21 protein-coding genes and 1 pseudogene are annotated in these 25,540 nt (G+C 70.8%); 19 read left to right on the forward strand and 3 right to left on the reverse strand.

Annotation, left to right across the window (positions count from 1 at the left end):
* Positions 1-130 precede the first annotated feature (130 nt).
* The 19 genes and pseudogenes from GGD82_RS15860 to GGD82_RS15950 all read left to right on the forward strand — a co-directional run bounded on the left by GGD82_RS15860 (position 131) and on the right by GGD82_RS15950 (position 21,854).
* Entirely contained in the window at positions 131-637 is a 507-nt protein-coding gene (locus GGD82_RS15860) for a division/cell wall cluster transcriptional repressor MraZ (protein ID WP_170284377.1), read from the forward strand.
* Positions 634-1,632 carry a 16S rRNA (cytosine(1402)-N(4))-methyltransferase RsmH gene (gene rsmH, locus GGD82_RS15865; RefSeq protein ID WP_150063305.1) on the forward strand — a complete coding sequence of 333 codons (999 nt, stop codon included), beginning with the start codon at positions 634-636 and terminating at the stop codon, positions 1,630-1,632. The genes GGD82_RS15860 and rsmH overlap by 4 nt, the downstream gene beginning before the upstream one ends.
* Positions 1,629-2,045 carry a cell division protein FtsL gene (gene ftsL / locus GGD82_RS15870; RefSeq protein WP_150063306.1) on the forward strand — a complete coding sequence of 139 codons (417 nt, stop codon included), beginning with the start codon at positions 1,629-1,631 and terminating at the stop codon, positions 2,043-2,045. The genes rsmH and ftsL overlap by 4 nt, the downstream gene beginning before the upstream one ends.
* Complete coding sequence (locus GGD82_RS15875) at positions 2,042-3,853, forward strand: peptidoglycan D,D-transpeptidase FtsI family protein (RefSeq protein WP_211364806.1); 1,812 nt, start codon at positions 2,042-2,044, stop codon at positions 3,851-3,853. The genes ftsL and GGD82_RS15875 overlap by 4 nt, the downstream gene beginning before the upstream one ends.
* A gap of 31 nt (positions 3,854-3,884) precedes the next feature.
* Complete coding sequence (locus tag GGD82_RS15880) at positions 3,885-5,363, forward strand: UDP-N-acetylmuramoyl-L-alanyl-D-glutamate--2,6-diaminopimelate ligase (protein WP_375782135.1); 1,479 nt, start codon at positions 3,885-3,887, stop codon at positions 5,361-5,363.
* Complete coding sequence (locus tag GGD82_RS15885; protein ID WP_150063308.1) at positions 5,360-6,838, forward strand: UDP-N-acetylmuramoyl-tripeptide--D-alanyl-D-alanine ligase; 1,479 nt, start codon at positions 5,360-5,362, stop codon at positions 6,836-6,838. The genes GGD82_RS15880 and GGD82_RS15885 overlap by 4 nt, the downstream gene beginning before the upstream one ends.
* 54 nt (positions 6,839-6,892) lie before the next feature.
* On the forward strand, positions 6,893-7,978 hold the full coding sequence (mraY, locus tag GGD82_RS15890; protein ID WP_150063309.1) for a phospho-N-acetylmuramoyl-pentapeptide-transferase: 1,086 nt from the start codon (positions 6,893-6,895) through the stop codon (positions 7,976-7,978).
* 19 nt (positions 7,979-7,997) lie between these two features.
* The gene (gene murD / locus GGD82_RS15895) at positions 7,998-9,464 is read left to right on the forward strand and encodes a UDP-N-acetylmuramoyl-L-alanine--D-glutamate ligase (RefSeq protein WP_311731971.1); all 1,467 of its coding nucleotides are present in this window, start codon (positions 7,998-8,000) and stop codon (positions 9,462-9,464) included.
* Positions 9,461-10,741, forward strand: coding sequence for an FtsW/RodA/SpoVE family cell cycle protein (locus GGD82_RS15900; protein WP_150063310.1), 1,281 nt, complete (start codon positions 9,461-9,463; stop codon positions 10,739-10,741). Before murD ends, GGD82_RS15900 begins: the two co-directional genes overlap by 4 nt.
* Positions 10,738-11,883, forward strand: coding sequence for an undecaprenyldiphospho-muramoylpentapeptide beta-N-acetylglucosaminyltransferase (murG, locus tag GGD82_RS15905; RefSeq protein WP_246163967.1), 1,146 nt, complete (start codon positions 10,738-10,740; stop codon positions 11,881-11,883). The genes GGD82_RS15900 and murG overlap by 4 nt, the downstream gene beginning before the upstream one ends.
* A pseudogene (gene murC, locus GGD82_RS15910) lies at positions 11,880-13,320 on the forward strand (UDP-N-acetylmuramate--L-alanine ligase); the annotation flags it as partial. The gene murG and the pseudogene murC, both read left to right, overlap by 4 nt.
* A complete protein-coding gene (gene murB, locus GGD82_RS15915; protein WP_150063312.1) occupies positions 13,304-14,284 on the forward strand; it encodes a UDP-N-acetylmuramate dehydrogenase in 981 nt (326 codons plus the stop codon). The pseudogene murC and the gene murB, both read left to right, overlap by 17 nt.
* The gene (locus GGD82_RS15920; RefSeq protein ID WP_150063313.1) at positions 14,281-15,207 is read left to right on the forward strand and encodes a D-alanine--D-alanine ligase; all 927 of its coding nucleotides are present in this window, start codon (positions 14,281-14,283) and stop codon (positions 15,205-15,207) included. The genes murB and GGD82_RS15920 overlap by 4 nt, the downstream gene beginning before the upstream one ends.
* Entirely contained in the window at positions 15,195-16,220 is a 1,026-nt protein-coding gene (locus GGD82_RS15925; protein ID WP_150063314.1) for a cell division protein FtsQ/DivIB, read from the forward strand. Before GGD82_RS15920 ends, GGD82_RS15925 begins: the two co-directional genes overlap by 13 nt.
* The gene (ftsA, locus tag GGD82_RS15930) at positions 16,220-17,530 is read left to right on the forward strand and encodes a cell division protein FtsA (protein WP_150063315.1); all 1,311 of its coding nucleotides are present in this window, start codon (positions 16,220-16,222) and stop codon (positions 17,528-17,530) included. The genes GGD82_RS15925 and ftsA overlap by 1 nt, the downstream gene beginning before the upstream one ends.
* A gap of 272 nt (positions 17,531-17,802) precedes the next feature.
* Positions 17,803-19,857, forward strand: coding sequence for a cell division protein FtsZ (gene ftsZ, locus GGD82_RS15935; RefSeq protein WP_150063316.1), 2,055 nt, complete (start codon positions 17,803-17,805; stop codon positions 19,855-19,857).
* A gap of 227 nt (positions 19,858-20,084) precedes the next feature.
* Complete coding sequence (lspA, locus tag GGD82_RS15940; protein WP_150063317.1) at positions 20,085-20,633, forward strand: signal peptidase II; 549 nt, start codon at positions 20,085-20,087, stop codon at positions 20,631-20,633.
* 107 nt (positions 20,634-20,740) lie between these two features.
* Positions 20,741-21,307 carry a DUF3035 domain-containing protein gene (locus GGD82_RS15945; RefSeq protein ID WP_150063318.1) on the forward strand — a complete coding sequence of 189 codons (567 nt, stop codon included), beginning with the start codon at positions 20,741-20,743 and terminating at the stop codon, positions 21,305-21,307.
* Positions 21,308-21,512: 205 nt separating this feature from the next.
* Complete coding sequence (locus tag GGD82_RS15950) at positions 21,513-21,854, forward strand: hypothetical protein (RefSeq protein ID WP_150063319.1); 342 nt, start codon at positions 21,513-21,515, stop codon at positions 21,852-21,854.
* 85 nt (positions 21,855-21,939) lie between these two features.
* Here the strand turns inward: GGD82_RS15950 and GGD82_RS15955 are convergent, their stop codons facing one another.
* Genes GGD82_RS15955 through GGD82_RS15965 form a run of 3 tightly spaced genes read right to left on the reverse strand, consistent with a single transcriptional unit; the run spans position 21,940 to position 25,539 of the window.
* On the reverse strand, positions 21,940-23,742 hold the full coding sequence (locus GGD82_RS15955) for a methyl-accepting chemotaxis protein (protein ID WP_170284378.1): 1,803 nt from the start codon (positions 23,740-23,742) through the stop codon (positions 21,940-21,942).
* Between the two features lies 1 nt (position 23,743).
* The gene (locus tag GGD82_RS15960) at positions 23,744-24,409 is read right to left on the reverse strand and encodes a chemotaxis protein CheD (RefSeq protein ID WP_150063321.1); all 666 of its coding nucleotides are present in this window, start codon (positions 24,407-24,409) and stop codon (positions 23,744-23,746) included.
* Positions 24,406-25,539, reverse strand: coding sequence for a protein-glutamate methylesterase/protein-glutamine glutaminase (locus GGD82_RS15965; RefSeq protein WP_150063322.1), 1,134 nt, complete (start codon positions 25,537-25,539; stop codon positions 24,406-24,408). The genes GGD82_RS15960 and GGD82_RS15965 overlap by 4 nt, the downstream gene beginning before the upstream one ends.
* Position 25,540: the final 1 nt, after the last annotated feature.

Genomic DNA, 25,540 nt, shown 5'->3' on the forward strand with positions numbered 1-25,540 from the left:
ACGCCCATGAAATCCCATGCGATACCATATCGATCCCGTTCGGGATCGGTGGGCGTGGAGCATCCAGGACGGAGAGCGAACCAGCGGGACCCAGCCAGGCCAAAACACACGGAATGAAAGGCGAACGGCCATGGGGCTGTTCCTGTCCACAATCACCAACAAAGTGGACAGCAAGGGACGGGTCTCCGTTCCGGCATCGTTTCGTGCCGCGCTCAAGGACCAGGAGTTCCAGGGCGTCGTCCTGTACCCGTCGTTCACCGCCCCCTGTATCGAGGGGTGCGGCATGGACTTCCTCAAAAGCCTGAGTGAAGGCCTCGATACCCAGCCGACGTTCTCGCCGGACATCGACGAGCTGACCGAGCTGGTGTTCGGCTCCAGTCAGCAACTGCCTTATGATCAGACCGGACGCATCGTGTTGCCTCGCGACTTCATGGAGCACGCCGGCATTACCGATCAGGCCGCGTTCGTCGGGAAGGGACGGACGTTCCAGATCTGGGAGCCGGCGGCACAGCAGAAAAAGAAGCAGCTCTTGCTGGAACGCGCCCGCAAGGCGCCGCCGCGCGGCCCGGCCCTGGCGCCGAATGGTGATCGTGGGGGCGAGCGCAGCGTCGATCGCGGCGGGGGGGGCTCGGCATGAGTGTGCTCGATCCGGCGTTGTCTCATGTGCCCGTGATGGGCGCCGAGGTTGTCGATGCGCTGGCCGTCCGGGATGGCGGTGTGTACGTGGACGGGACCTTCGGCGCGGGCGGTTACAGCCGCGCCATCCTCGCCGCTGCGCCGACCTGTGTGGTCTGGGCGGTGGACCGGGATCCGGTCGTGGCGCACTTCGCCGATGCGCTGGCGGCCGAGCATCCGGGGCGGTTCCGGCTGGTGCCGGGCTGCTTCGGGGCCATGGACCGCCTTCTCGCCGCCGAGGGCGTGGCGGGGGTGGATGGGGTCGCGCTCGACCTTGGTGTGTCGTCCTTGCAGATCGATGATGCCGCGCGCGGGTTCTCGTTCCAGCAGGACGGGCCGCTCGATATGCGTATGGGCCGCGATGGCTCGTCGGCGGCGGATCTGGTCAACACGGCCGATGAGGCCGAGCTCGTGGACATCATCGCGAGCCTAGGGGAGGAGCGGCACGCCCGCCGTGTGGCGCGGGCCATCGCGCAGGCCCGGGCCGAGGCGCCGATTGTGCGAACCGGTAAGCTGGCCGAGGTGGTGCGCGCCGCCATTCCAGGGGCCGCGCGCCAGCAGGCCCGCGACGGCATCGATCCGGCGACCCGCACCTTCCAGGCGCTGCGGCTGCACGTGAACGACGAACTGGGCGAGTTGGACACGGGCCTTGAGGCCGCCGAACGGCTGCTTGGCCCCGGCGGACGGCTGGTCGTCGTCAGCTTCCACTCGCTGGAGGACCGCCGCGTCAAAAGCTTCATGCGGGCGCGCACCGGGGATCGGCCGGCGCCCTCGCGGCACCAGCCGGTGGCGTCTAACGACCAGCCGCGCGCGACCTTCCGGGCCGTCGGCCGCAAGGCGGTGCGACCAGGCGACGCGGAGGTGTCGGCCAATGCTCGGGCGCGGTCCGCCCGGATGCGGGTGGCGGAGCGCACCGACGCGCCCGCGTGGGACCGGACGACGGGAGGCGAACCATGAGACTGCGCGGCATCGCGGTGGTCTGGGGCGTTCTCGCGGTGGCGGCCGCGGCGGGCCTGTTCCGCCTGAAGTACGAAGTCATCGCCCTGGAGGAGCGTCTCGCCACCCTGACCCACGCCATCGAGGCCGACCGGCGCGCCATCCATGTCCTGCGGGCGGAATGGAGCTACTTCAACGACCCGGACTCGCTCGATAAGCGCGTGGGGGCGAAGCTCGACCTCGTTCCGATGGATCCCGCGCACATCATCGCGCTGGACGCCTTGCCGTTCCGGCCCAAGCCGGTGGGGGAAACCGCCGGCGGTCCCGCCCGTCCGCCGCGCGTGCTCAACCCGGGCAGTGCCGCGCCCATCCCCGTGCCGGGGCAGAAACCCGCCACTCTCGCCGAGTACACAGTCATGAGGACGCAGCCATGATGCCCGCTCTGCTTCGGTCCCTGGTCCGGCGGTCCTCCCGGCGTGGGGCGTTCCTGTATCCGGGCGCGGAAATCCGTGACCTTCCCGGGGCGCAGGGGCGGCACCCGGCCCGGGTGCGCGTGAGCGTGGAAGGCCAGGCCAAGGCCGCCGTTGAGGTCGGGCGCAACCGGCTGGCCATCACCGCCGGCGTGTTCGCGCTGGCGTTCTGCGTCATCGCCGGGCGTCTGGTGGATCTGATGGCCCTGAACGGCGGCGAGGCGGAGGCCATGGCGGCGGCGATGGCCGCCAGCGATGGCCCGGTGGTCGGGGCCGTGGTGGCCCGCAGCGATATCGTGGACCGCAACGGGGTCATTCTGGCCACCAACCTGCCGACCGTGAACCTGTACGCGGACACGCGCGCGATCCTCGATCCGGAAGAGGCGGCCCGCCGGCTGGTGCAACTCTTCCCTGACATGGAATACGGCGAAACCCGCGACAAGCTCGCCTCGGGCGGTCACTTCGTCTACCTGCGGCGGCACCTGACGCCGGAGCAGCAGGAGGCCGTGAACCTGCTCGGCCAGCCCGGTCTGGAGTTCGAGCCGACCGAGCGGCGCGTCTATCCGCAGGGGCCGCTCGCCGCCCATGTTCTCGGCGCCACGAGCACCGACAACCACGGCATCGCGGGCATCGAAAGCAGCTTTGACCGGTACCTGCTGGAAAAGGCGGAGCCGCTGCAATTGTCGCTGGACGTGCGTGTGCAGCATGCCGTGCGCGACGTCCTGTTGAAAGCCGTGGACCGTTTTCATGCCATCGCGGGCGCCGCTCTGGTCGCCGATGTCCGCACGGGTGAGATCTTGGCGCTGGTCAGCCTTCCAGACTACCAGCCGGAGGCCTTCTCCGGCGCACCGGCGGACTCGCGCCGCAACCGTGCGACGCTGGGCGTCTACGAAATGGGGTCGACCTTCAAGCTGGTGAACACCGCGCTGGGCCTGGAGGTGGGCGGCTACCATGTCACCGACGGCTTCGACGCATCCCACCCGCTGCGCATGGCCGGGTTCACCATCCACGACGACCATGCCCAGGCCCGCTGGCTGTCGATTGAGGAGATCCTCGTGCACTCCTCCAACATCGGGTCGGCCAAGATGGCCCTGGCGATCGGCGGCGACGCCCAGAAGGCGTTCCTCGACCGCCTCGGCCTGCTGTCGCCGATCAGCCTGGAGCTGCCGGAGGTCGGCAAGCCGCTCTATCCGGACCCGTGGCGGCCCATCAATACGGTCACGATTTCCTATGGCCACGGCGTGGCCGTGACGCCGGTGCATATGGTCAACGCCGTCATGCCCCTGGTGAACGGCGGGTGGTATCGCCCGGCGACGCTGCTGCGCCAGGATCCCGAGGCGCCGCCGCCGGGTCATCAGGTGGTGTCGGCACGCACCTCCGACACGATGCGGAGCCTGATGCGGCGGGTCGTGACCGACGGCACCGGCCGCAAGGCCGACGTGGCCGGCTATCTGGTGGGCGGCAAGACCGGCACCGCCGAGAAAAACGAGCACGGGCGCTACCGTCACAAGGCGCTGTTGCCGTCGTTCGTGGCCGCCTTCCCGATGGACGACCCGCGCTATGTCGTTCTGGCGATGCTCGACGAGCCCAAGGGGATTCCGGAAACGCACGGGTTTGCGGCGGCGGGCTGGAACGCGGCGCCCACCGCCGGGGCCATGATCGCCCGCATCGCGCCGATCTTGGGGGTCCGCCCGCGCGGCCCCGAGACGCCCGTCGCCCCCGAGGTGCGGTTCGCCACGGCCTCCGGGGATGCGGGCCGTGCAGTTCACTGACCTGCTGGCTGCGGGAGAGATAGACGACATCATGATCGGCGACGCGCCATCTTCGGCTGAGGCTCTCGCGGACGACCGCGCGCTGGCCGCTTTCGGTCCCGAGATTCGGGGGCTGACGGCGGATTCGCGGGCGGTGGCGCCGGGCTTCCTGTTCGCGGCCCTGCCGGGCGCGCGGGCCGATGGCCGTGCCTTCATTCCAGAGGCGCTGGCGCGTGGCGCGGTGGCGGTGCTGGCGGCAGAGGGGACCCCGCCGCTGGAGGGCCCGGCCCGGCTGGTTACGTCCGCTAATCCGCGCCGGGCCTTCGCGCGCTTGGCGGCGCGCTTCCACGGCCGTCAGCCCCGGACGGTGGTGGCCGTCACCGGCACGAATGGGAAGACCTCGACGGCGCGCTTTGCCGCCGGCCTGTGGCGGGCGCTGGGGTGCGCCGGCGGAAGCCTGGGCACCCTGGGCGCCGAGGCCCCCGGGTACGCGCGCGCGGGATCGCTGACCACGCCGGACCCGGTTCTTCTGCATGAGATCCTGGCCGCGATGGCGGATGCCGGCTGCGACCGGCTGGCCATGGAGGCGTCGAGTCACGGGCTGGACCAGTACCGGCTGGATGGGGTGCGGCTGGCGGCGGCGGCCTTCACCAACCTGACGCACGATCATCTCGACTATCACGGCTCCATGGCGGCGTATCGGGCCGCCAAGACCCGGCTGTTCACCCAGGTGATGCCCCCTAATGGGGTCGCGGTTCTCAACGCCGACTCGGCTGAGGCGGAGGATTTGGATGCCCTCTGCCGCGCCTGCGGCCATCGGGCGATTACGTACGGCCGCGCCGGGGGCGACCTGCGCCTGGAGGGCGCGCGCCCCACGCCGGACGGCCAGGACCTGCGCCTGATCGTGTATGGCCAGCGGGTCACCGCGCATCTGCCGGTGCCGGGCGAGTTCCAGGCCCTGAACGCGCTCGCCGCGCTGGGGCTGGTGATCGGCACCGGGGCCGAGCCGCGCCGGGCTGTCGCGGCCCTGGAAACCCTGGCGGGCGTGCCGGGCCGCATGCAGAAGGTGGCGGCGCTGGCGAACGGGGCACCGGTCTATGTGGATTACGCGCACACCCCGGATGCTTTGGAGACGGTGCTGAAGGGGCTGCGCCCGCACGCCCACGGCCGGCTCGTCTGCGTGTTCGGCTGCGGTGGCGACCGCGACCGGACCAAGCGGCCGGAGATGGGCGAGGTCGTCGCACGCCTCGCCGACGTCGCGATCGTGACCGACGACAACCCGCGCACCGAGGATCCCGCCGCCATCCGCGCTGCCATCCTGGCCGCCTGTCCGGGCGGGATCGAGATCGGCGACCGGGGTGCGGCCATCCGCGCGGGCGTGGACCAACTCGGGCCGGATGATCTTTTGCTCGTCGCCGGCAAGGGGCACGAGCCCGGGCAGACCGTCGGCACCACCGTCCTGCCGTTTGACGATTCCGCGCAGTCCCGCGCCGCTGTGGCCGAGCGCGACCAGCGGAAGGCGCCCGCATGAGCCGCACCCTCACCCCCACCCCCGCATCAACGGCGTCCCTGTGGACCACGGCCGAGGCCGTGCGCGCCACGGGCGGCCGCGCGGACGGCGCCTGGGCGGCGTCCGGGGTGTCGATCGACAGCCGCAGCGTTGCGCCGGGCGACCTGTTCGTCGCATTGCAGGGGCCGACCTTCGACGGGCACGACTACGTCGCGGCGGCGCTGGCGGCGGGCGCCGTGGCGGCGGTGGTGGCGCGCGTGCCGGAGGGCGATGGGATCGATCCGGCCCGGCTGCTGGTCGTCGGCGACACCTTCCAGGCGCTGTGGGATCTGGGCCGCTTCGCCCGGTCGCGGGCGCGCGACGTGCGGGTGGTCGGCGTCACCGGCAGTGTCGGCAAGACCGGCACCAAGGAGATGCTGGCGCTGGCGCTCGGCGCCCTTGGGCCGACGCACGCCACGACCGGCAATCTCAACAATCATTGGGGTGTGCCGCTGACCCTGGCGCGCATGCCGGCCGCGACGCGGTTTGCCGTCATCGAGATGGGCATGAACCATGCGGGGGAAATTGCGCCCCTGTCGACGCTTGCCCGTCCCGACGTCGCCGTCATCACGGCGATCGCGCCCGCGCACATCGAGTTCCTGGGCAGCGAGGAGGCCATTGCCCACGCCAAGGCCGAGATCCTGACCGGTCTTGCCGAGGGCGGCACGGTCATTCTGCCCCGCGACAGCCGCCATTTCCGGCGGCTGCGGGCGGCGGCGCGCGCCGCCGGCGCCGGTCGCGTGGTCAGCTTCGGGGATCATGTGGAAGCGGACGCCCGCCTTCTCGACGTCGCGCTCGATCCGGGCAATGTGCGGGTGTTCATGGTCGCCGACGGGGCGCCGCTGGGCTACCGCCTGGGCGCCGACGGGCGGCATTGGGCCATCAACAGTCTGGCGGTGATCGCCGCCGTGCAGGCCCTGGGTGCGGATCCGGTTGCGGTGCTGGGCGCCCTCGGGCAGGTGAGCGCGCCGAAGGGGCGCGGGCAACGGCGGACCGTCGCCCTGCCGGGCGGTCGTCTGCATCTGATCGACGAAAGCTACAACGCCAGCCCGGCGGCGGTGGTGGCGGCGGTCGCAACGCTCGCCCTGGTGCGGCCGGGCGCCGGCGGGCGCCGGGTGGCGGTGCTGGGCGACATGCTCGAACTCGGCGATGCGGGGCCGGATCTCCACGCCGGGTTGGCTGCGGCCCTGATCGACCATGGGATTGACCAGGTGTTCACGGCGGGGCCGCTGATGCGCCATCTGGATGCCGCTTTGCCGGACACACTGCGGGCCGGGCATGCGTCGGACGCCCTGACGCTGGCGCCGATGGTGGCGGACGCGCTGGGGCCGGGCGACGTGGTGATGGTCAAGGGCTCCCTGGGCAGCCGGATGAGCGCCGTGGTGCGCGCCATCCTGGCCCTGGAGGTGGGCGACCAGGGCGAGGCCCATAAAGACGAGGACGAGACGGCCGCCTGATGGCGTCGGTCGCTCGATTCAATGGTGACGGAATGAGGTGGGGCACTCACTAAGATGTTGTATTGGCTGTATCAGTTTTCGGACCAGTTCGGGGCGCTGAACGTCTTTCGCTACCTGACGTTCCGCACCGGGGGCGCCGTCATGACGGCGCTGCTGGTGGCCTTTGTGTTCGGCCCGGCGGTGATCCGTTGGCTGCGCAGCCGGCAGGGCAACGGCCAGCCGATCCGGACCGACGGTCCGGAAAGCCATGTGCTGACCAAGCAGGGGACGCCGACCATGGGCGGGGTGCTGATCCTGCTCGGCGTCGGGGTTGCCACGCTGCTATGGGCGGACCTGTCCAACGGCTATGTCTGGGCCGTCCTGCTTCTGACTCTGGGGTACGGCGGACTGGGGTTCGCCGACGACTACCTGAAGGTCTCGCGCCGGCATCACGCGGGCCTGCCGGGACGCTCCAAGCTGTTGGGTCAGGTCGTGCTGGCGGCCCTGGTCAGCGGCTGGATCATCTGGCTGGGCGATCCGGCGGACAGCACCGGGCTGGCGTTTCCGTTCCTGAAGGATCTGCTTGTCGACCTGGGGTTGTTCTACATTCTGTTCGCGGTGTTCGTGATCGTCGGCGCCTCCAACGCCGTCAACCTCACCGACGGGCTGGACGGGCTCGCCATCGTGCCGGTCATCATCGCGGCCGGGGTGTTCACGCTGATCGCCTATCTGGTCGGCAACACGGTGTTCGCCGACTACCTGCAGATCCACCACGTGCCGGGCACCGGCGAGTTGGCGGTGTTCTGCGGTGCCCTGATCGGCGCCGGCATCGGCTTTCTGTGGTTCAACGCGCCCCCCGCGATGGTGTTCATGGGCGATACCGGGTCGCTGGCCATGGGCGGCGCCTTGGGCGCGATTGCCGTGGTGACCAAGCATGAGTTCGTTCTGGCCATCGTCGGCGGCTTGTTCGTGCTGGAGACGGTGTCGGTGATCGTCCAGGTGGCGAGCTTCCGGCTGACCGGCAAGCGCGTGTTCCGCATGGCGCCGCTGCACCATCACTTCGAAAAGAAGGGGTGGGCCGAGCCCACCATCGTCATTCGCTTCTGGATCATCGCCATGATTCTGGCGCTGGTCGGTCTGTCCACTCTCAAGCTGCGCTAACCCATCGGAGGCTGCCACCGTGATTCCCGTCTACACCTACGCTCTGGAGCCGGTTGCCGTCATGGGCCTGGGCCGGTCCGGACTGGCCGCCGCCCGCGCGCTCATGGCGGGCGGTGCCCGGGTGATGGCGTGGGACGACAACGCCGACCGGCGGGCCGCCGCGGCGGACGCGGGTATCCCCGTGGTGGATCTCGCCGATGCTGGTACGGACTGGACCGGGGTGCGGGTGGTCGCCTGGAGCCCCGGTATTCCCCACAGCTTTCCTTCGGTCCATCCGGTGGCCGAGCGCGCCCGGGCGGCTGGGGCCGCGCTGGTGTGCGACATCGAGCTGCTGGTGGGGGCGCAGCCGTGCTCGTTCTACATCGGGGTCACCGGCACCAACGGCAAGTCGACCACCACCAGCCTGATCGGCCACATCCTGCGCGCGGCCGGGCAGGCGCCGCAAGTGGGTGGCAACCTGGGGACCTCGGCTCTGGACCTGGAGACGGTGGACGCCTTCGGGACCTACGTCCTTGAACTGTCGAGCTACCAGCTTGAACTGACACCGTCGCTGGTCTGCGATGTGGCGGTGCTGCTCAACATCACACCGGATCATCTGGACCGGCACGGCGGCATGGAGGGCTACATTGCCGCCAAGCGCCGCATCTTCGACGGGGTCGTGCCGCCGCGCACGGTCTGTATCGGGCTCGACGACACGGTGTGCCGCAACATGCACGCGGAGATGACCCGCTACGGCAGCCGCTCGCTGATCCCGTTCGCGACCGGCCGCGCGGTGCCCGGGGGCGTGTCCGCCAAGGATGGCGTGCTGATCGACGATACGGAGGGCAAGGGCCAGCGCGTTCTGGATCTGAACGGCCTGACGGCGCTGTCCGGGGAGCACAACTGGCAGAACGCGGCCGCCGCCTATGCCGCCTGCCGCGCCCGGGGCGTCGGCTCGGAGGTCATCGCCGAGGCGCTGAAGACCTTCCCCGGCTTGCCCCATCGCCATGAGACGGTCGCCACCATCGACGGCGTGCTGTTCATCAACGACAGCAAGGCGACCAACGCCGAGGCCGCCGAGAAGGCCATCGTGTGCCACGAGGATATCTATTGGATCGTCGGTGGTCTGCCCAAGGAGGGCGGCATCGCCAGCCTGACGCCGCACTTCGACCGCATCGTGCACGCCTATCTGATCGGCGCGGCGGCCAAGGACTTCTCGGTGGTGCTGGACGCGGAGGAGGTGCCGTTCTCGCTGTGCGGCACGCTTGAGGCCGCCGTGGATCTGGCGTTCCAGCACGCGCTGGAGGACGAGGAGGAAGACCCGGTCATTCTGCTGTCTCCGGCCTGCGCGTCGTTCGACCAGTTCCCCAACTTCGAGGCCCGCGGCGAGGCGTTCAAGGCGCTGGTCGCCGATCTAGCCGCCGAGGTCGCCGTTTCGGACGACGATCCCGATAGGGACGACTCCGATGCGGGCTCCGACCCGGCCGACGATGAGGTGGACTCATGAACCGACGCCGCGCCCAGGCGCTCGTCCCGCCGCCCCTCGCCGCGACCCCGCGCCCCGTGCTTGGTGGGTCCGGGCTCGGTGGGTCTGGGCTCGGTGGTCCCGGTCTGGCGCCGCCACCGGCGCCGGCGGCGGGCGCGGGCGGGCATGCGCGCCGGGTGCGGTTTCGCGCCGGGGACTCCAGCGTCATCGGCCGCTGGTGGAACTCGGTCGATCATCTGATGTTGGTCCTCATCGCCGTTCTCGTCGTGATCGGCGTGGTGCTGATGCTGGCGGCCGGCCCTCCGGCGGCCCAGCGCATTCACGCCGATACGTTCCACTTCGTGCGCCGCCAAATGGTGTTCACTCCGGTGGGCGTGGTGTTGATGCTCGGGGTGTCGCTGCTGTCGCCCCGCGGGGTGCGTCGGTTGGCTGTGATCGGCTTCGCGCTTATGCTGGGCCTTCTGGCGCTGACGCCGCTGATCGCCCCGGAGATCAACGGTGCCACCCGCTGGCTGATCGTGTTCGGCCTGACGGTGCAGCCTTCGGAGATTCTCAAGCCTCTGTTCGCCGTGACCGTGGCGTGGTTGCTGGCCGGCGGTCTGGAGACCGAGGAGGTCCCGGGAACCGTCATCTCGCTGGTCCTGGTGGCCATCGTCGCGGGCCTGCTGCTCAGCCAGCCCGACGTCGGCATGACCCTCGTCATCGTCGCGATCTGGTGCGCCGAGGTGTTTATGGCCGGGTTGCCGCTGGTCTGGGTCGGGGTGATCGGGGCGCTTGGCCTGGGTGGTGTGGTCGGGGCTTACTTCCTGTTCCCGCATGTGGCCTACCGCGTGGACCGGTTCCTGGATCCGAGCAGCGGCGATACCTATCAGATCATCCAGTCCATGAAGGCGTTCGCCGAGGGCGGGTTGTTCGGGCGCGGCCCGGGCGAGGGGCGTGTGAAGGAATTTCTGCCGGACGCCCACACGGACTTCATCTTCGCCGTGGCGGGGGAGGAGTTCGGCCTGTGGCTGTGCCTGCTGGTGGTCGCCTTGTTCGCAGTGCTGATCGTGCGGGCACTGACCCGCGCCATCGGCAGCCGTGATCTGTTCATCATGCTGGCGGTCGGCGGCCTGTCCGTGCAGCTCGCCATGCAGACGATCATCAACATGGCCTCCAGCCTGCACCTGATGCCGACCAAGGGGATGACGCTGCCGTTCCTCAGCTACGGCGGCTCGTCGATGGTGGGGGTGGCGCTGGCGACCGGCATGATCCTGGCGCTGACGCGGCGGCGGGGACGGACGGAGGAGCGGCCATGACGGCGCCAATGACCTCCTCTCCCAAGACGCCGACACAGGCGCCCTTCATCCTGCTGGCGGCGGGCGGGACCGGCGGCCACGTCTTTCCGGCCGAGGCCCTGGCAGCGGCGCTGGAGGCGCGCGGCTGCCGGCTCGGGCTCGTGACCGACACGCGCGGCGCCGTCCATGGCGGCGCGCTGGGCCGGCTGGAGACCTGGCGGGTCGCGGCCGGCGGTCTGGCGGGCATCGGCCTGAAGGGGCGTGCGACTGGCGTGCTGCGTCTGGCGCGCGGCATGGTCCAGGCGTGGCGCCTTGTGGGCCGGCTGAAGCCCGACGGTGTGGTCGGGTTCGGGGGGTATGCGTCCGTTCCGGCCGTGCTGGCGGCCACCCTGCGCCGCACACCCAGCCTGATTCACGAGCAGAACGCGGTGCTGGGCCGCGCCAACCGGCTGCTCGCCCCGCGCGTGACCGGCATCGCCACCGCGCTGCCCGAGGTGCGGTTCCTGCCCGACGGTCGGGGGCAGCATGTGGGCAATCCGGTGCGGGCGGCCTTCCTGGAGCGGCGCGACGCGGCCTATGCGGCGCCCGAACCGGCGGGGCCGATCCACATTCTGGTCACCGGCGGCAGCCAGGGGGCCCGTGCCCTGACCGATCTGGTGCCGGAGGCGATGAACCGGCTGCCCGCGCCGGTGCGCGCTCGCCTGCGGATCACCCAGCAGTGCCGGCCCGAGGATTTGGAGCGCGCTCGCGCCACCTATGCCGCCGCCGGGATCATGGCCGAGACCGCCGCCTTCTTAGACGACATGCCGGCGCGCCTGTCCGGCACGCATCTGGTGATCGCCCGCGCCGGGGCCTCCACGGTCGCGGAACTGACCTGTGTCGGCCGGCCGGCGGTGCTGATCCCGCTGCCGGGCGCCATCGACGACCACCAGACGGCCAACGCGCGCGCGCTCAGCGACGCCGGGGCCGCTTGGCTGATGCCGCAGGCGGAGCTGACGGCGGAGCGGTTGGCCGCGCGGCTGGAGCCGATCCTGTCCGACGGTGCCGGCCTGTCCGCCGCCGCCGCACAGGCCCACGCGCTGGGCCGGCCGGATGCCGCCGAGCGGCTGGCCGATCTCACCCTGTCCCTGACCACCCCTAACGCCGGAAGGGCCGCCGCATGAGAGCCCTGCCCCTTGATATCGGGCCCATTCACTTCGTCGGCATCGGCGGCATCGGCATGAGCGGCATCGCCGAGGTGCTGCACAATCTGGGCTATGCCGTCCAAGGCAGCGACATCGCCGCCAACGCCAATGTCGCGCGCCTGCGCGATTTGGGGGTGCGGGTGGCCATCGGGCACGACGCCGCCAATTTGGGCGACGCGCAGGTGGTCGTCATCTCCTCCGCCGTGAAATGCGACAACCCCGAGGTCGCGGCGGCCCGCGCCCGGCTGGTGCCGGTGGTGCGGCGGGCGGAGATGCTGGGCGAGCTGATGCGCCTGAAGTGGGCCATCGCCATCGGCGGCACCCACGGCAAGACCACCACCACGTCGATGGTGGCCGCGATCCTGGAGGCGGCGGGGCTCGACCCCACCGTCATCAACGGCGGCATCATCAACGCGCGTGGCACCAACGCCTATCTGGGCCACGGTGACTGGATGGTGGTGGAGGCCGACGAAAGCGACGGCACGTTCACCAAACTGCCGGCGACCATCGGCGTCGTCACCAACATGGATCCGGAGCACCTGGACTTCTACGGCAGCTTCGAGCGCATGCGCGATGCCTATAAGACGTTCGTACAGAACCTGCCATTCTATGGCTTCGCCACCCTGTGCATCGACCATCCGGAGGTGCAGTCGCTGATCCCGGAGGTGCTCGACCGCAAGATCGTCACCTACGGCTTCAGCCCGCAGGCCGATATCCGCGCCGTCAATCTCTCGCTCGGGCCGGACGGCGCGCGCTTCGCGGTGACGGTCACGGACCGGGTCACCGGCGGGGTGGAGACGGTCGAGGACCTGCACATGCCCATGTTCGGGCGCCACAACGTGCAGAACGCGCTCGCCGCCATCGCCATCGGGCACGAGATGGGCGTGGGGTTCGATGTGATCCGCGCGGGTCTCGCCGCCTTCGGCGGGGTGCGGCGGCGGTTCACCCGGACCGGCGAGGTCAACGGCGTGACCGTCATCGACGACTACGGCCACCACCCGGTCGAGATCGCGGCGGTGCTGCGCGCGGCCCGTGACGTGGTGCGCGACCGCCATGTCATCGCCGTGGTGCAGCCGCACCGCTACAGCCGCCTTCAGGCGCTGTTCGAGGACTTCTGCACCTGCTTCAACGACGCTGACGAGGTCGTCGTGGCGGACGTGCACCCGGCGGGCGAGAGCCCCATTCCCGGCGTGGACAAGGGCGCCCTGGTCGAGGGCCTGCGCACCCATGGCCATCGCAATGTGACGGCCCTGCCGGACGCGGACGGCCTCGCGCCACTGGTCGCCCGGCTGGCGAGTCCCGGGGACATGGTCGTCTGCCTGGGCGCCGGCACCATCTCCGCCTGGGCGAACGCCCTGCCGGACCAGCTGCGCGCGCTCGGCACGAAGGAGGAGGTGGGATGATGGTGGCGCCCCGCATCGGCTCCTCCGAGCACCTGATCGACCGGCTGCCGTCGGTGCGCGGGCGCCTGCGTCCGGACGCGCCGCTGTCGAGCCAGACGTGGTTCCGCGTCGGTGGCCCGGCCGAGGTGCTGTTCCGGCCGGCCGACGCCGAGGATCTGGCCGCCTTCCTGGCGGAGACCCCGCCGGAGGTGCCGATCACCGTGATCGGGGTCGGCTCCAACCTGCTGGTGCGGGACGGGGGCGTGCGCGGGGTGGTGATCCGCCTGATGGGCGGCTTCGCGGACGTTCGGATTGCGGGATCGCGGGTGCATGCCGGCGGCGCGGCGCTCGACGCCACGGTGGCCAAGGTGGCGCGGGACGCGGGGCTGGAGGGGTTGGAGTTCCTGTCCGGCATTCCCGGTTCGATCGGCGGTGGTGTGCGGATGAACGCGGGCGCCTTCGGCCGGGAGCTCAAGGACGCGCTGGTGGAGGTCCGGGTCGTGGATCGGTCTGGCCGGCTGTTCACCGTGCCGGCGGACCGCCTGGGGCTGTCCTATCGGCACGCGGACGCGCCGCCCGACTGGATTTTCGTGGAGGCGGTGTTCCAGGCCCAGCCGGGCGATCCGGCGGCGATCGCCGGGCGCATGGACGAAATTCGCGCGGCGCGTCAGGCCAGCCAGCCCGTGCGGGGCCGCACCGGCGGCTCGACCTTCGCCAACCCGCCCGGCGCCAAGGCTTGGGAGCTGATCGACCGGGCCGGGTGTCGCGGGCTGCGGTGCGGCGGGGCGCAGGTGTCGGAGCTGCATTGCAACTTCCTCATCAACACCGGTGGGGCGACGGCGGCCGATCTGGAAGACCTGGGCGAAGAGGTGCGCCGCCGCGTGCGGGACACGAGCGGGGTGGAGCTGCGGTGGGAAATCCGCCGCATCGGGGAGGCTCTGGCGCAGCCGGGCGAAGTGGAAATGAACGGGGCCGCATGGCCGGGGAGTACCGAATGAGCCGACGCGTCACGGTCCTGAAGGGCGGCTATTCCGCCGAACGCGAGGTGTCGCTGAACAGCGGCGCCGCCGCGGCCGCGGCGTTGAGCGCGCAGGGCTACGCGGTGGCCGAGATCGACGTGCCCCGCGATCCCGCCGCATTGGTCGAGGCGCTGCGCAAGACCCGGCCGGACGTCGTGTTCAACGCCCTGCACGGCCGGTTCGGCGAGGACGGACGCATTCAGGGCCTCCTCGATATCATGGGGCTGCCCTACACCCACTCCGGTGCGCTGGCGAGCGCGATGGCGATGGACAAGCCGACCGCCAAGGCCGCGTTCTCTGCCGCCGGCATTCCGGTCGCCGAGCACGTGGTGGTGGGGCCCGACGCCTTCGCCGACCCGGATGTCGAGCCGATGACGCGGCCCTATGTGGTCAAGCCGCTGAACGAAGGCTCCAGCGTCGATGTGCATGTGGTGCTGGAAGGCGTCAACGACCTGGAGCGGCTGCGCACCGCCTGGCCCTACGGGCGCCGCGCCATGGTGGAGCGGTTTATCCCGGGGCGGGAGCTGACCGTGTCCGTCATGGGGCAGGGGGACGGTGTGCGCGCCCTGGCGGTGACGGAGATCACCACGCGGCGGGGCTTCTACGACTACGACGCCAAGTACGTCACCGGGGGTTCGGTGCATGTGCTGCCGGCGGACCTGCCGGCCGGGATCACGGCGCGGTGCCTCGATCTGGCGGTTCGGTCGCACCAGGCGCTCGGCTGCCGGGGGGTGAGCCGGGCCGACCTGCGGCTCGACGGCGACGCGCTGTATGTCCTGGAGGTCAACACGCAGCCCGGCATGACGGCCACCTCGCTGGTGCCGGAGCAGGCGGCCTACGTCGGCATTTCGTTTCCAGAGCTGTGTGCCTGGATGGTGGAGGACGCGACATGCGATGGCTAGGACTGGGAGGCGGCGGCCGCGCCGGCGCCTCCTCCTCCCGCCGCAAGAGCGCGGGAAAAGGGCGCGGGAAGGGGCGGGCCACCGGTCGGACGACCGGCCGGACCACGGGCCGGACGACGGGGCGCGGCACCGGGCGTGGGCGCGCGCCCGCCCGCACGCCCTGGCGTCCGACCTGGGCCGGGACCCTTCGCGCGGCGCGCCTGACGGGCGGGCTGCTGCTGCTGGTCGGGGTGACCGGCGGCGGGGCCTGGGTCTGGCAGTCGGGTGTCATCGGCCGCCAGATCGACGCCGCCGGGGCCGCTGTCGAGCGGGTGGCCGCCCGGGGCGGCTTGGTCGTGCGCTCGGTCACGGTGGAGGGCCGGGACCGGACCGACGGGACCGACCTGCTCGCGGCGCTGCGCACCGGACGCGGCGAGCCCATCCTGGCGTTCGATCCGCAGGCCGCGCTCGTGAGGGTCGAGGCCCTGCCGTGGGTCCTGTCCGCCCGGGTGGAGCGCCGGCTGCCGGACGCCATCCATGTCGTGCTGCGCGAGCGCACGCCGCTGGCTCTGTGGCAGCGCGCGCCCGACGATTTTGCCGTGATCGACCGTCTTGGCGAGGCCCTGGACGTCGACACCCGCCCGTTCGCCGCCCTGCCGGTGATCGTGGGGCGGGACGCGCCCGCCGCCGTGCCGGCCCTCATGACCATGCTGGCGACCGAGCCCGACCTGATGGCGCGGGTGCGGGCCGCGACCCGGGTCGCCGGCCGCCGCTGGACCGTTCACCTGGACGCCCTCGCGGACGGCATCGACGTGCGCCTGCCCGAGCGCCAGCCGCAGACGGCGTGGCGCCGCCTGGCGGAGCTGCAACGCACCGACGGTCTGTTGGAGCGGAACATTTCGATGGTTGATCTCCGCCTGCCGAGCCAACTCGTGGTGCGGCCGCGCGGGCCCGTGGTGCCGGGGACCGGCACCCCCGTGACTCCCTCGGACACCCGCCGCGTGCCGGTTTCCGGCCCAGCCCAGGACACGTGATGACCATGATGCTGTTCAGCCGGTCCGAACGGGATACGCCGCGCGAAAGCGCCCCCTCGCCGCTGCGACGGCGCGGCGGTCTGATCGCTGCGTTGGATGTCGGCACCACCAAGGTGGCGTGCTTCATCGCGCGCGCCGACGACGACGGGTCGGTGCCACGCCTGCTCGGGATTGGTCATCACCGGTCGCGCGGGGTGCGCGGCGGCCGCGTCGCCAGCCCGGACGAGGTTGAGGTCGCGATCCGCACCGCCCTGGAATCCGCCGAGGACATGGCGGGCGAGCGGGTCGACGGTGTCGTGGTCGCGGTGACCGGCGGCGCGCCCGAAAGCCAGCGCATCGACGTCGAGATGGACGTCTCCGGCCATGAGGTTCGGGACGCCGACGTCCGCCGCATCCTGTCCTGCGTCGGCCAGCATCCGCTGGAGGCCGACCGCGAGCTGATCCACTGCATTCCGGTCGGCTACACCCTGGACGGCACCGACAGCATTCTCGACCCGCGCGGCATGTACGGCGAGCGCCTGGGGGCCCGCATCCATCTGGTGGCCGCCGCCAGCGGACCGCTGCGCAACCTGACCTCGGTCATCGAGCGCTGCAAGCTGGACGTCGATGGCCTCGTGGCCGCGCCCTACGCCGCCGGGCTGGCCAGCCTGGTGGAGGATGAGCGCGACCTGGGCGCCACCGTCATCGACATGGGCGGCGGCACCACGTCCGTCGCCGTGTTCCTGGGCGGGCACGTCATTCACGTCGGCGTCATCGGCGTGGGCGGTGGCCATGTCACCAACGACATCGCCCAGGGCCTGTCCACGCCGCTGGCCAACGCCGAGCGGCTGAAAACCATGTACGGCGGCACCCTTGCCTCGCCCGCCGACGCGCGGGAAATCCTGCGCGTGCCCCTGGTGGGCGAGGACGAGGACCAGCCGTCGCTGGAAATTCCGCGCTCGTATCTGGTGCAGATCATCCAGCCCCGGGTCGAGGAGACCCTGGAGTTGGTGCGGGCGCATCTTGAGGCCGCCGGCGTGGATCGGATCGCCGGCCGTCGCGCCGTCCTGACCGGCGGCGCCAGCCAGTTGCCCGGCGTGCGGGAACTGGCCGAACAGATCCTGGACAAGCAGGTGCGGCCCGGACGGCCGATGCGCCTGCGCGGGCTGGCCGACAGTGTCGCCGGCCCGGCGTTCGCGACCTGCGCGGGACTGCTCAGCCACGCGGTCCAGGACCATGTCGAACGCCCGATCCTCGACGATCCCCCGCGCGCCGGCGGCGTGCTGGGGCCCGTCAGCCGGATCGGGCGCTGGCTGAAGGAGAATTTCTGATGACCCACCGAGGCGACGATCCGTTCGAGGGTTCCGCGCCCGCGCCAGACGATGCGGACGACCGAACCCCGCCGGAGGCCCCCGCGACCCGGTGGGCTCACCCCGGCATCCCTCGGGACGATACCCGGGAGTCCGACAGAACGACGGACCCGACACCGCACCAAGACGAAGGGCCGGCCAACGGCTCCGTCTACCAACGCGACTCATCCCACCAGCATGAGGGGCCCGCCATGGCGCGCCCGCGGAACGACGACACAAGGACGGAGGCAAACATGAGCATCAATCTGGGCGTGCCCGACGATATCGAACCCCAAATGAAGCCCCGGATCACCGTCATCGGGGTCGGGGGCGCCGGCGGCAACGCGGTCAACAACATGATCGAGGCCCACCTGGAGGGCGTCGACTTCGTCGTGGCCAACACGGACGCGCAGGCCCTGGCGCAGGCGCGGACGGACCGGCGCATTCAACTGGGCGGCGAGACCACGCACGGTCTAGGCTCCGGCGCCCGCCCGGACATCGGCCGCGCCGCCGCCGAGGAAAGCTATGAAGCGGTGTCCGCCGAGATGAAGGGCAGCCACATGTGCTTCATCACCGCCGGTATGGGCGGTGGCACCGGCACCGGCGCGGCGCCCGTGGTGGCCCGCTGCGCCCGCGACATGGGCATCCTCACGGTCGGCGTGGTCACCAAGCCGTTCCAGTTCGAGGGCACCCACCGCATGCGTCTGGCGGAGGGCGGCATCGACGAGCTGTCGCAGTACGTCGATACGCTCATCATCATCCCGAACCAGAACCTGTTCCGGGTCGCCAACGAGAAGACGACGTTCGCCGACGCCTTCAAGATGGCCGACAACGTGCTGTACGCGGGTGTGCGTTCGGTCACCGACCTGATGATCATGCCGGGGCTGATCAACCTGGACTTCGCCGACGTCCGCACGGTCATGATGGACATGGGCCGCGCCATGATGGGCACCGGCGAGTCCGCGGGCGAGAACCGCGCCATCGAGGCCGCCGAGGCCGCCATCGCCAACCCGCTGCTGGAGGAAACCTCCATGCGAGGCGCGCGTGGCGTGCTGATCAACATCACCGGCGGCAACGACATGACCCTGTACGAGGTCGACGAGGCCGCCAACCGCATCCGCGAGGAGATCAAGTGCGAGGACGCCAACGTGATCTTCGGCTCCTGCCTCGACAGCTCCATCGAGGGCACGATGCGGGTGTCGGTGGTCGCCAGCGGCATCGACGCCGTCACCCAGGCGCGGCCCCAGGAGGGTCTGGAGGCGAGCGGCAGTGGCTTCGGCCTAGGGCTGGCGGCGGGCCGCGCGGCCATCGGCGGTGCGGAGCGGACCGCTCGTCCGGGTGCGCCGGACCGCGAGTCGCGGCCGGCGGCCGCGGCGAGCCACGCCGACGTTCAAACCCATGCCACGAGTGTCGGCGCGGCGTCGGAGCGTGAACCGCAGGTGTTGGACGACACCGCCGCCGATCTGCGCGGGAGGGAGACCCGCGCGGGCGACGACATGGTCGATCCGGCGGCCGTTCTCGACGAACAGGGGCGGGCCAAGGCGCGGTCGTCCAACGCCGCCGAGCGGGCGCCGTCCCGGTCCGAAGGCGCGTCGTCCTCGACCGGTGGTCATGGGGGACACGGGGACGTGGCGTCCCGTCCGTCCTTCCCGCTGCAGCCCGGACAGGGCGGCGGCGGTGCCGGGGCGTTCATTCCGCAGCGCGCGGCCCAGCCGCCGGTGGCCAGCGGCGCCCGCCTGACGCCGCCGACGGCCGGCGGCGCTCCGGGGGCCGGCGGTCAGGCTGTCGGTTCGGGCAACGGTTACGCCTATGGGCACGCCGAGGGGGTTCCACCGGTCAGCGGGCAGAACGCGCTCGACCGCAACGCCCAGCCGCGCCCGACCCTGTCCCAGCCGATGCATCCGGCGCCGCAGCCGGGGCGTCCGACCCTCCAGCCCGGCATTCAGCCCGGCCTGCGGGTGGCCTCGGAAGGGACGCCCAAGCGGGATGGCGGCGGCTACGAGGTGCGGGAGTACCATGGTCCGCGTCGCGACGCCCGGGACACGCGCGAGGAGGAGCGGCGCAGCCAGCGGCCGTCCCTGTTCCAGCGCATGACCGGCTTCGGTCGCGCCCGCGCCGAGGAGGAAGAGCGCGAGCGGGAGCGCGAGGCGGCCCTGGAGCGGGCGCGCGAGCGCGCCCGTCAGCCCCGGTCGTCCGAGGAGACCGGCGAGCCGCGTGCCATGACGGTCAATCCGGAGGACCGGCCGGTCTCCTCGCACCGCGAGGACCAGCTTGAGATCCCGGCCTTCCTGCGCCGCCAGGCGAACTGATCCCCGCGTCCGGCCCCGGCATGGGGCCGGACCGGTCTGGTTCGGAATCCGGCGGATGGGGCGTCCCATCCGCCGTTTCCGTATGCGGGACGCCCCGTATTCGGGCCGCCCGGTCCGGTTCTGCCGCAAAAGGCTTTTGCCAACACGGCCGCCGCCGGGCCATTGTGGGGCCGCGCACGAGGCCCGGCGTGGGGCGGGACCCGGCGTCCAGACGACACAGGAGCATCATGGGACAGGGCACGGAACACGGAACCGGAGGCGGCGTGCAGCACCGCGATAGGGCGCCCGCGCGGCCGGTCCGTTGGGGACTGACTCTGGCGGCGGTGGTCATTCTGCTCGATCAGGCGACCAAGTATGCCGTGTTCGCCGGCCTTCAGCCCGCGCCGACCGGCGTGCCGGTGACCGGGTTCTTCTCTCTGGTCCGGGTCTGGAACCCGGGCGTGTCGTTCGGCTTGTTTGCCACCGGATCGCCCTGGACGCCGATTGTGCTGACGGGGCTTGCGCTCGCCGTGTCGGTCGGTCTCGCCTGGTGGCTGCGCCGGGCCGGCAGCCGCGTGGCGGTCGGCGGTCTGGGGCTGCTGATCGGTGGCGCGGTCGGCAACGCCATCGACCGCATGGTGCATGGGGCCGTGATGGACTTTCTGGATGTCCACGTGGCCGGATATCACTGGCCGGCGTTCAATGTGGCGGATTCGGCGATTACCGTAGGGGCGGTCCTGCTGGTGTGGGATGCCTTGTTCGCGGGCGGCAAATCGCCTAAGACCAACGGCGGATGAGTCGGACTCATCCGTCGAGTGGGCGGACCGCGGATGCGGACGGTCCTGGTTCGTCACCGTCGGTCCAAGATTTCGGGGCGCGGATGTCATTGGGTGGAGCGTTGACCATGCGAGGCTGGATCGCCGCGGGCATTGCCGTCGGGCTGCTGGCCGGGCTGACGGGCTGCGACAATCCCAAACGGGCGCTTGGGTTGCAGAAAGAGCCGCCGGACGAGTTCGCCGTCGTGACCCGCGCGCCGCTCAGCCTGCCGCCGGACTTCAACCTCCGGCCGCCGAGCCCGGGTTCCGCCCGGCCGCAGGAAGGCACGACCCGCGATCAGGCGCGCCGGGTGATTACCGGCGCCCCCGGTGCGGGCGGCGTTACGCAGCGCGCCCTGCCGGAGGGCGCCAGCGAGGGGGAGCGCGCCCTGCTGACGCGCGCCGGAACCGACCGCGCCATTCCGGATATCCGGGCCGTGGTCGAGGAAGAGACCAGCGTTCTGGCCGAGGAGAGCCGCGGCTTCGCCGATGTGCTGCTGTTCTGGCGCGAGCCGGAGTCCTTCGGCACGCAACTGGACGCCACTGCCGAGAGCCGGCGGCTGCGGGAAAACCGCGCGCTCGGCCAGCCGCCCACCACGGGCGCCTCGCCCTCGATCGAGCGGCGCGAGAAAGGCATCCTGGAAGGGTTGTTCTAGAGCAAATCCCGAGCGATCTGGAACAGATCGCGACGACGATTTGCTTCAATATCAAAAAGTTAGAGCATTTTGCGTGATCCCGATGTCACGCAAAATGCTCTAGGCCCCTTCCCGATTCATCGGACCCGATGCGCCACGGGCTGCGGCGGCCGGATGGTCAGGCTCGCTGACGCGCCCTTTCCTCCGCCTGACAGGACCCACGCCCATGCCGCCGAAGGCCAACCCGAAGAAACTTAATACGCTTCAGCTCAAGACCCTGACCCTGATCCAGGAACTGGCCCAGGATCCCTCGGTGGCGACCAAGGACCCGGCCACCGGGAACATCACCATCGGCCGGCTGCCCCATCCGCACGGCAATCACTTTCACCTGGGCCGCTACGTGGTGATGAAGGCCGACGCGAACGGCCTGGAGAACCAGGGCGTGTGGATGGCGCTGATTCGTAAAGGTCTGGTGGTGCCGGGCGAGGGCGGCATGGCCCTAACGCCGGAGGGCCAAGCGTACGAGACCGGCCTGCGCGAGGCCATCCTGCACGGATCGGATCACTAAAGCGGGTTTGTGTGAGCCGGATGTCCCGCACGATGCTCTAAACAAAACGCCCGGCGCGATCCGGAGCGGATCGCGCGGACGGCGTTCAAAACAGCAGGTCCGAGATATCCGGCTCGCCGGGGGCGGCCGGTGCCGGTGCCGGAGCGGGCGCGGATGTCGGCCGCGAGCGCGGCCGGGAGGGCCCGGGCGATCGCATCGGCTGGGCGCCCTCCTGAAACAGCGCCTCGTGGATCTCGCGCTCGTCCGCCATTGTGTAATGCGTGCTCAGGAACGCCAGCGCCTCCTTCCGGGCGGCATCCAACGCGGCCCCCTGCACGTGGGGCGAACAGCGCTGTGCAATGTCGGCCAGGGTGGCCTGACACTCCCCCAGGGTCGCCAGCATGGTCTGGCGGATCGAGAAGGTTTCCACCGACCGGTCCACCGCGCCGGCCAGGGTCTCCGCCTGGGCGTTGACGGCGTGCAACCGGCCGTCGGTCTGGGTCACCAGGGTACGAACCCCCTCGTCGAAGGTTCGCAACACCGTATCCAGGTCCTTCAGCAGCGTGTCGGTCTCGCCGCCCTCCTGGTTGCTCAGCACCTGGGAGGCGTTCACGATGCTGTCCAGCGCGGTCGCGATGTTCCCGGCAATCGTCCGACTGCGGCGGGCGAAGCCCTGCAACTCGACGGCGACGACGTTGAGCGCCCGGCCGCGCGAACCCAGGTTGCCGCATTTGATCGAGGCGTTCAGGCCGATCACGTGCATGTCGGCGTCGATCTCGTTGATGGCCTTCAGGGCCTCGGCAATGTCCTTGCTCATGGTGGCGATCCGCGTCATGGCGGTCTCGGTTTCGTGCCGGGCGTCCCAATACCGCCGCAGCACGACGTCGGCGCGCGCCAGAACGTCGTTCAGACCGGACAGGAACGACCCGTCGTCGCCCGAGGCCGCGGCGTGGATCCGCTGGACCCCGTCGTGGATGTGGCGGATTCGATCACCGACCAGGGTCAGGCGCGACTCGATGACCTCCGTCTTGTCCGCGAACTCGGCGCCGATCGCTGCGAGCTGATGCGCCTGAAGCTGGCAGAGCGCGTTGACGACGACCGCGCTGTGGGCCGAACCGGGGCCATCGTCCCGGGCCGTCTGGCCCAACAGGTCCGAGGCCGTGTCCAAGGCGTGTTCGACATGTTCCAGACGTTGGCGGATGGCATCGGCGGCTTGCAGAGCGCCGACCATGTCCGACACGGCCGAGCGGATCTGCGCCATGGCGGCCGGAATATCGTCCAGGGTGCTCCGCGCGGTCTGCTGACGGGACCGCAGGGTCGCCACCGCGCCTTCAAGCTGGGTCCCGATGGCGGCCATCTCCCCGTCGTGCTGCTGGCGGAACGCACCGCGCAGCCTCACGGTTTTCGCCAGAAACGTTTGGAGGGTATCCAGCGCGGTCCGCACCGCCTGAATGCTGGCATCGCCATGTGCGGCCAGTTGCCCGATCTCGCGCGTGAACACCGAAAAGTCGACGGTCCGATCCGACAGGACGGCGGCCTCGATGCGCGCGTTGATCGCCGTCATGCGGACCTGACCCATCATGGTGGCGAGTCCCTGGACGGCGGCGCGAATGGCCTTCACGGCCTCGTCCATGCGGCGTAGCTCGGTATCGGCCGCGTCCGCCTTGAGCGTGGCATCAAGCACGCCCAGGTTGGCGTCGAGGCGGCCGGCCACATCCGTGATCCAGGTTGCCCCCAGAACCTCTGCCAGGCCGGCGGCCGCCTCCGCCATATCGCCCGTCGCCCGGTGGGTGACCGACAGGTGCTCCCCGATGGCGACAAACCCGCTTTCGCACGGACCGTGGAGGTCCAGAAGCGCCGCGCGGGTCTGATCGATCCGCCGCGCCCATTCTGTGGCGTCGTGAGGCATGTCAGCGCCGGGTCTCCGGACGGGACGGGTCGCGGGGGGTGTCGGGCGCATGTCGGTCATGACGAGCCTTACGGGTTTGGGACGGGGGCATGGTCAGGCGGCCGCGCGGGCCGTGGCTGGTTCGGTGCGAATCGGCCGGCGGGTTCTCCATGCTCCGGATCCAGACGTCGCCGGTGGTCGTCAGCATCCGGGTCACGATGCCGGTGGTGCCCAGCACGCGCTCGTTGTCGATCGGGATGGACAGGTCCCGCAGACGTTGGCGCGTCAGCGCCACGTTGCGCTGGCCGATGTCGGCGGGAGACGCGGTCGCATGCCCGTTGGTGCGGGCCAAGAGGCCGCCGCCGCCGAAAATCTTGGCGCGCAGCCGCGATTCGTCGGCGCCCAGGTTCAGCATCCGTTCGACCAGGGCCGTGATCGCGTAGTCGCCCTGGCGCGCCGACGGCGCGTGGCCGGCGGGTAGGAACGGCAGCACGATGTGGTTCATGCCGCCGATCTCGGCGATAGGGTCATGCAGGCAGACCGCGACGCACGAGCCAAGAATGGTGGAGATGAGGCAGGGGGCCCGAGAGGCGTGAATCTCGCCGGGGCCCAGGAACCAGCGCGGCACGGTCTGGAACACCGCCCGCAAGGTCTGGGGATCGCGGCTGGGTGCGGACGGCGGGGTCATGCCGGGCGCCGCGCGGTGCCGGGCAGCCCGGCGTTCAACTCGGCGTGGGCCACCATGATTTCACGGGCCATGCGGTCCAGGGGCACCTCGCGGATCACAGCGCCGCGCTCTTTGGCCTCTTTCGGCATGCCATAGACGACGCAGCTTGCTTCGGTCTCGCCCAGGGTGATCGCGCCGACCGTGCGCATCTCCAGAAGGCCGCGCGCCCCGTCGTCGCCCATGCCGGTCAGGATGACGCCGACCGCGTTCGGCCCGGCGGCCCGCGCCGCCGACCGGAACAGAATGTCCACGGACGGCCGGTGCCGGCTGACCAGCGGTCCGTCCTTGATCCGCACGGAGTACCGGGCGCCGTCCCGCTGGATCAGCAGGTGCCGGTTGCCGGGGGCGATCAGGGCGTGGCCGCGCAGAATCGGGTCGCCGTCCTCCGCCTCCTTGACGCCGATGCCGCACAACCCGTCGAGCCGCCGCGAGAACGCCAGGGTGAAGTGTTCCGGCATGTGCTGCACCACGACGATGCCGGGGCAATCGAGGGGCATGCCCTGAAGCAGGATGCGCAATGCTTCCGTCCCGCCGGTCGAGGCTCCGATGCAGACGATCTTCTCCGTCGTCGTCCCCACCCGGTGGCGGGTGACCGGGGGCACCATGACGTCCGGGCTCAGCTTCGGCGTCGGGCGGTCGGCCGAGGCCCGACGCAGGGCGTTGAACCGGGACATGTCCACCCGCGCCGCCGACTTCACCGCGTCGCGGATGCGCACCTGGGAGTCCAGCAGGAACTGGCGCGTGCCCACCTGCGGCTTGGCGATGACATCAACGGCTCCGGCGGCCAGGGCGTCGGCCAGGGTCTGGGTGCCGTCGGCCGCCAGGGACGAACACACCACGACGGGCAGCGGATGCTGGTCCATCAGCTTGTGCAGGAACGTGATGCCGTCCATGCGCGGCATCTCGATGTCCAGCGTGATCACATCGGGCACCACGGTGCTGAGGCGTCGGGCGGCCGCGTAGGGGTCGGGCACAGTCCCGACCACCTCGATCTCCGGGTCGTCCGACAACAGGTCGAGCATGGTCTGACGGACCGTCGCGGAATCATCGACAATCAGAACCTTGATGGCCCGCGGGCCCCGTGCCGGCATG

It is taken from the genome of Roseospira marina (assembly GCF_014197855.1).
Classification (GTDB): Bacteria; Pseudomonadota; Alphaproteobacteria; order Rhodospirillales; family Rhodospirillaceae; genus Rhodospira; species Rhodospira marina.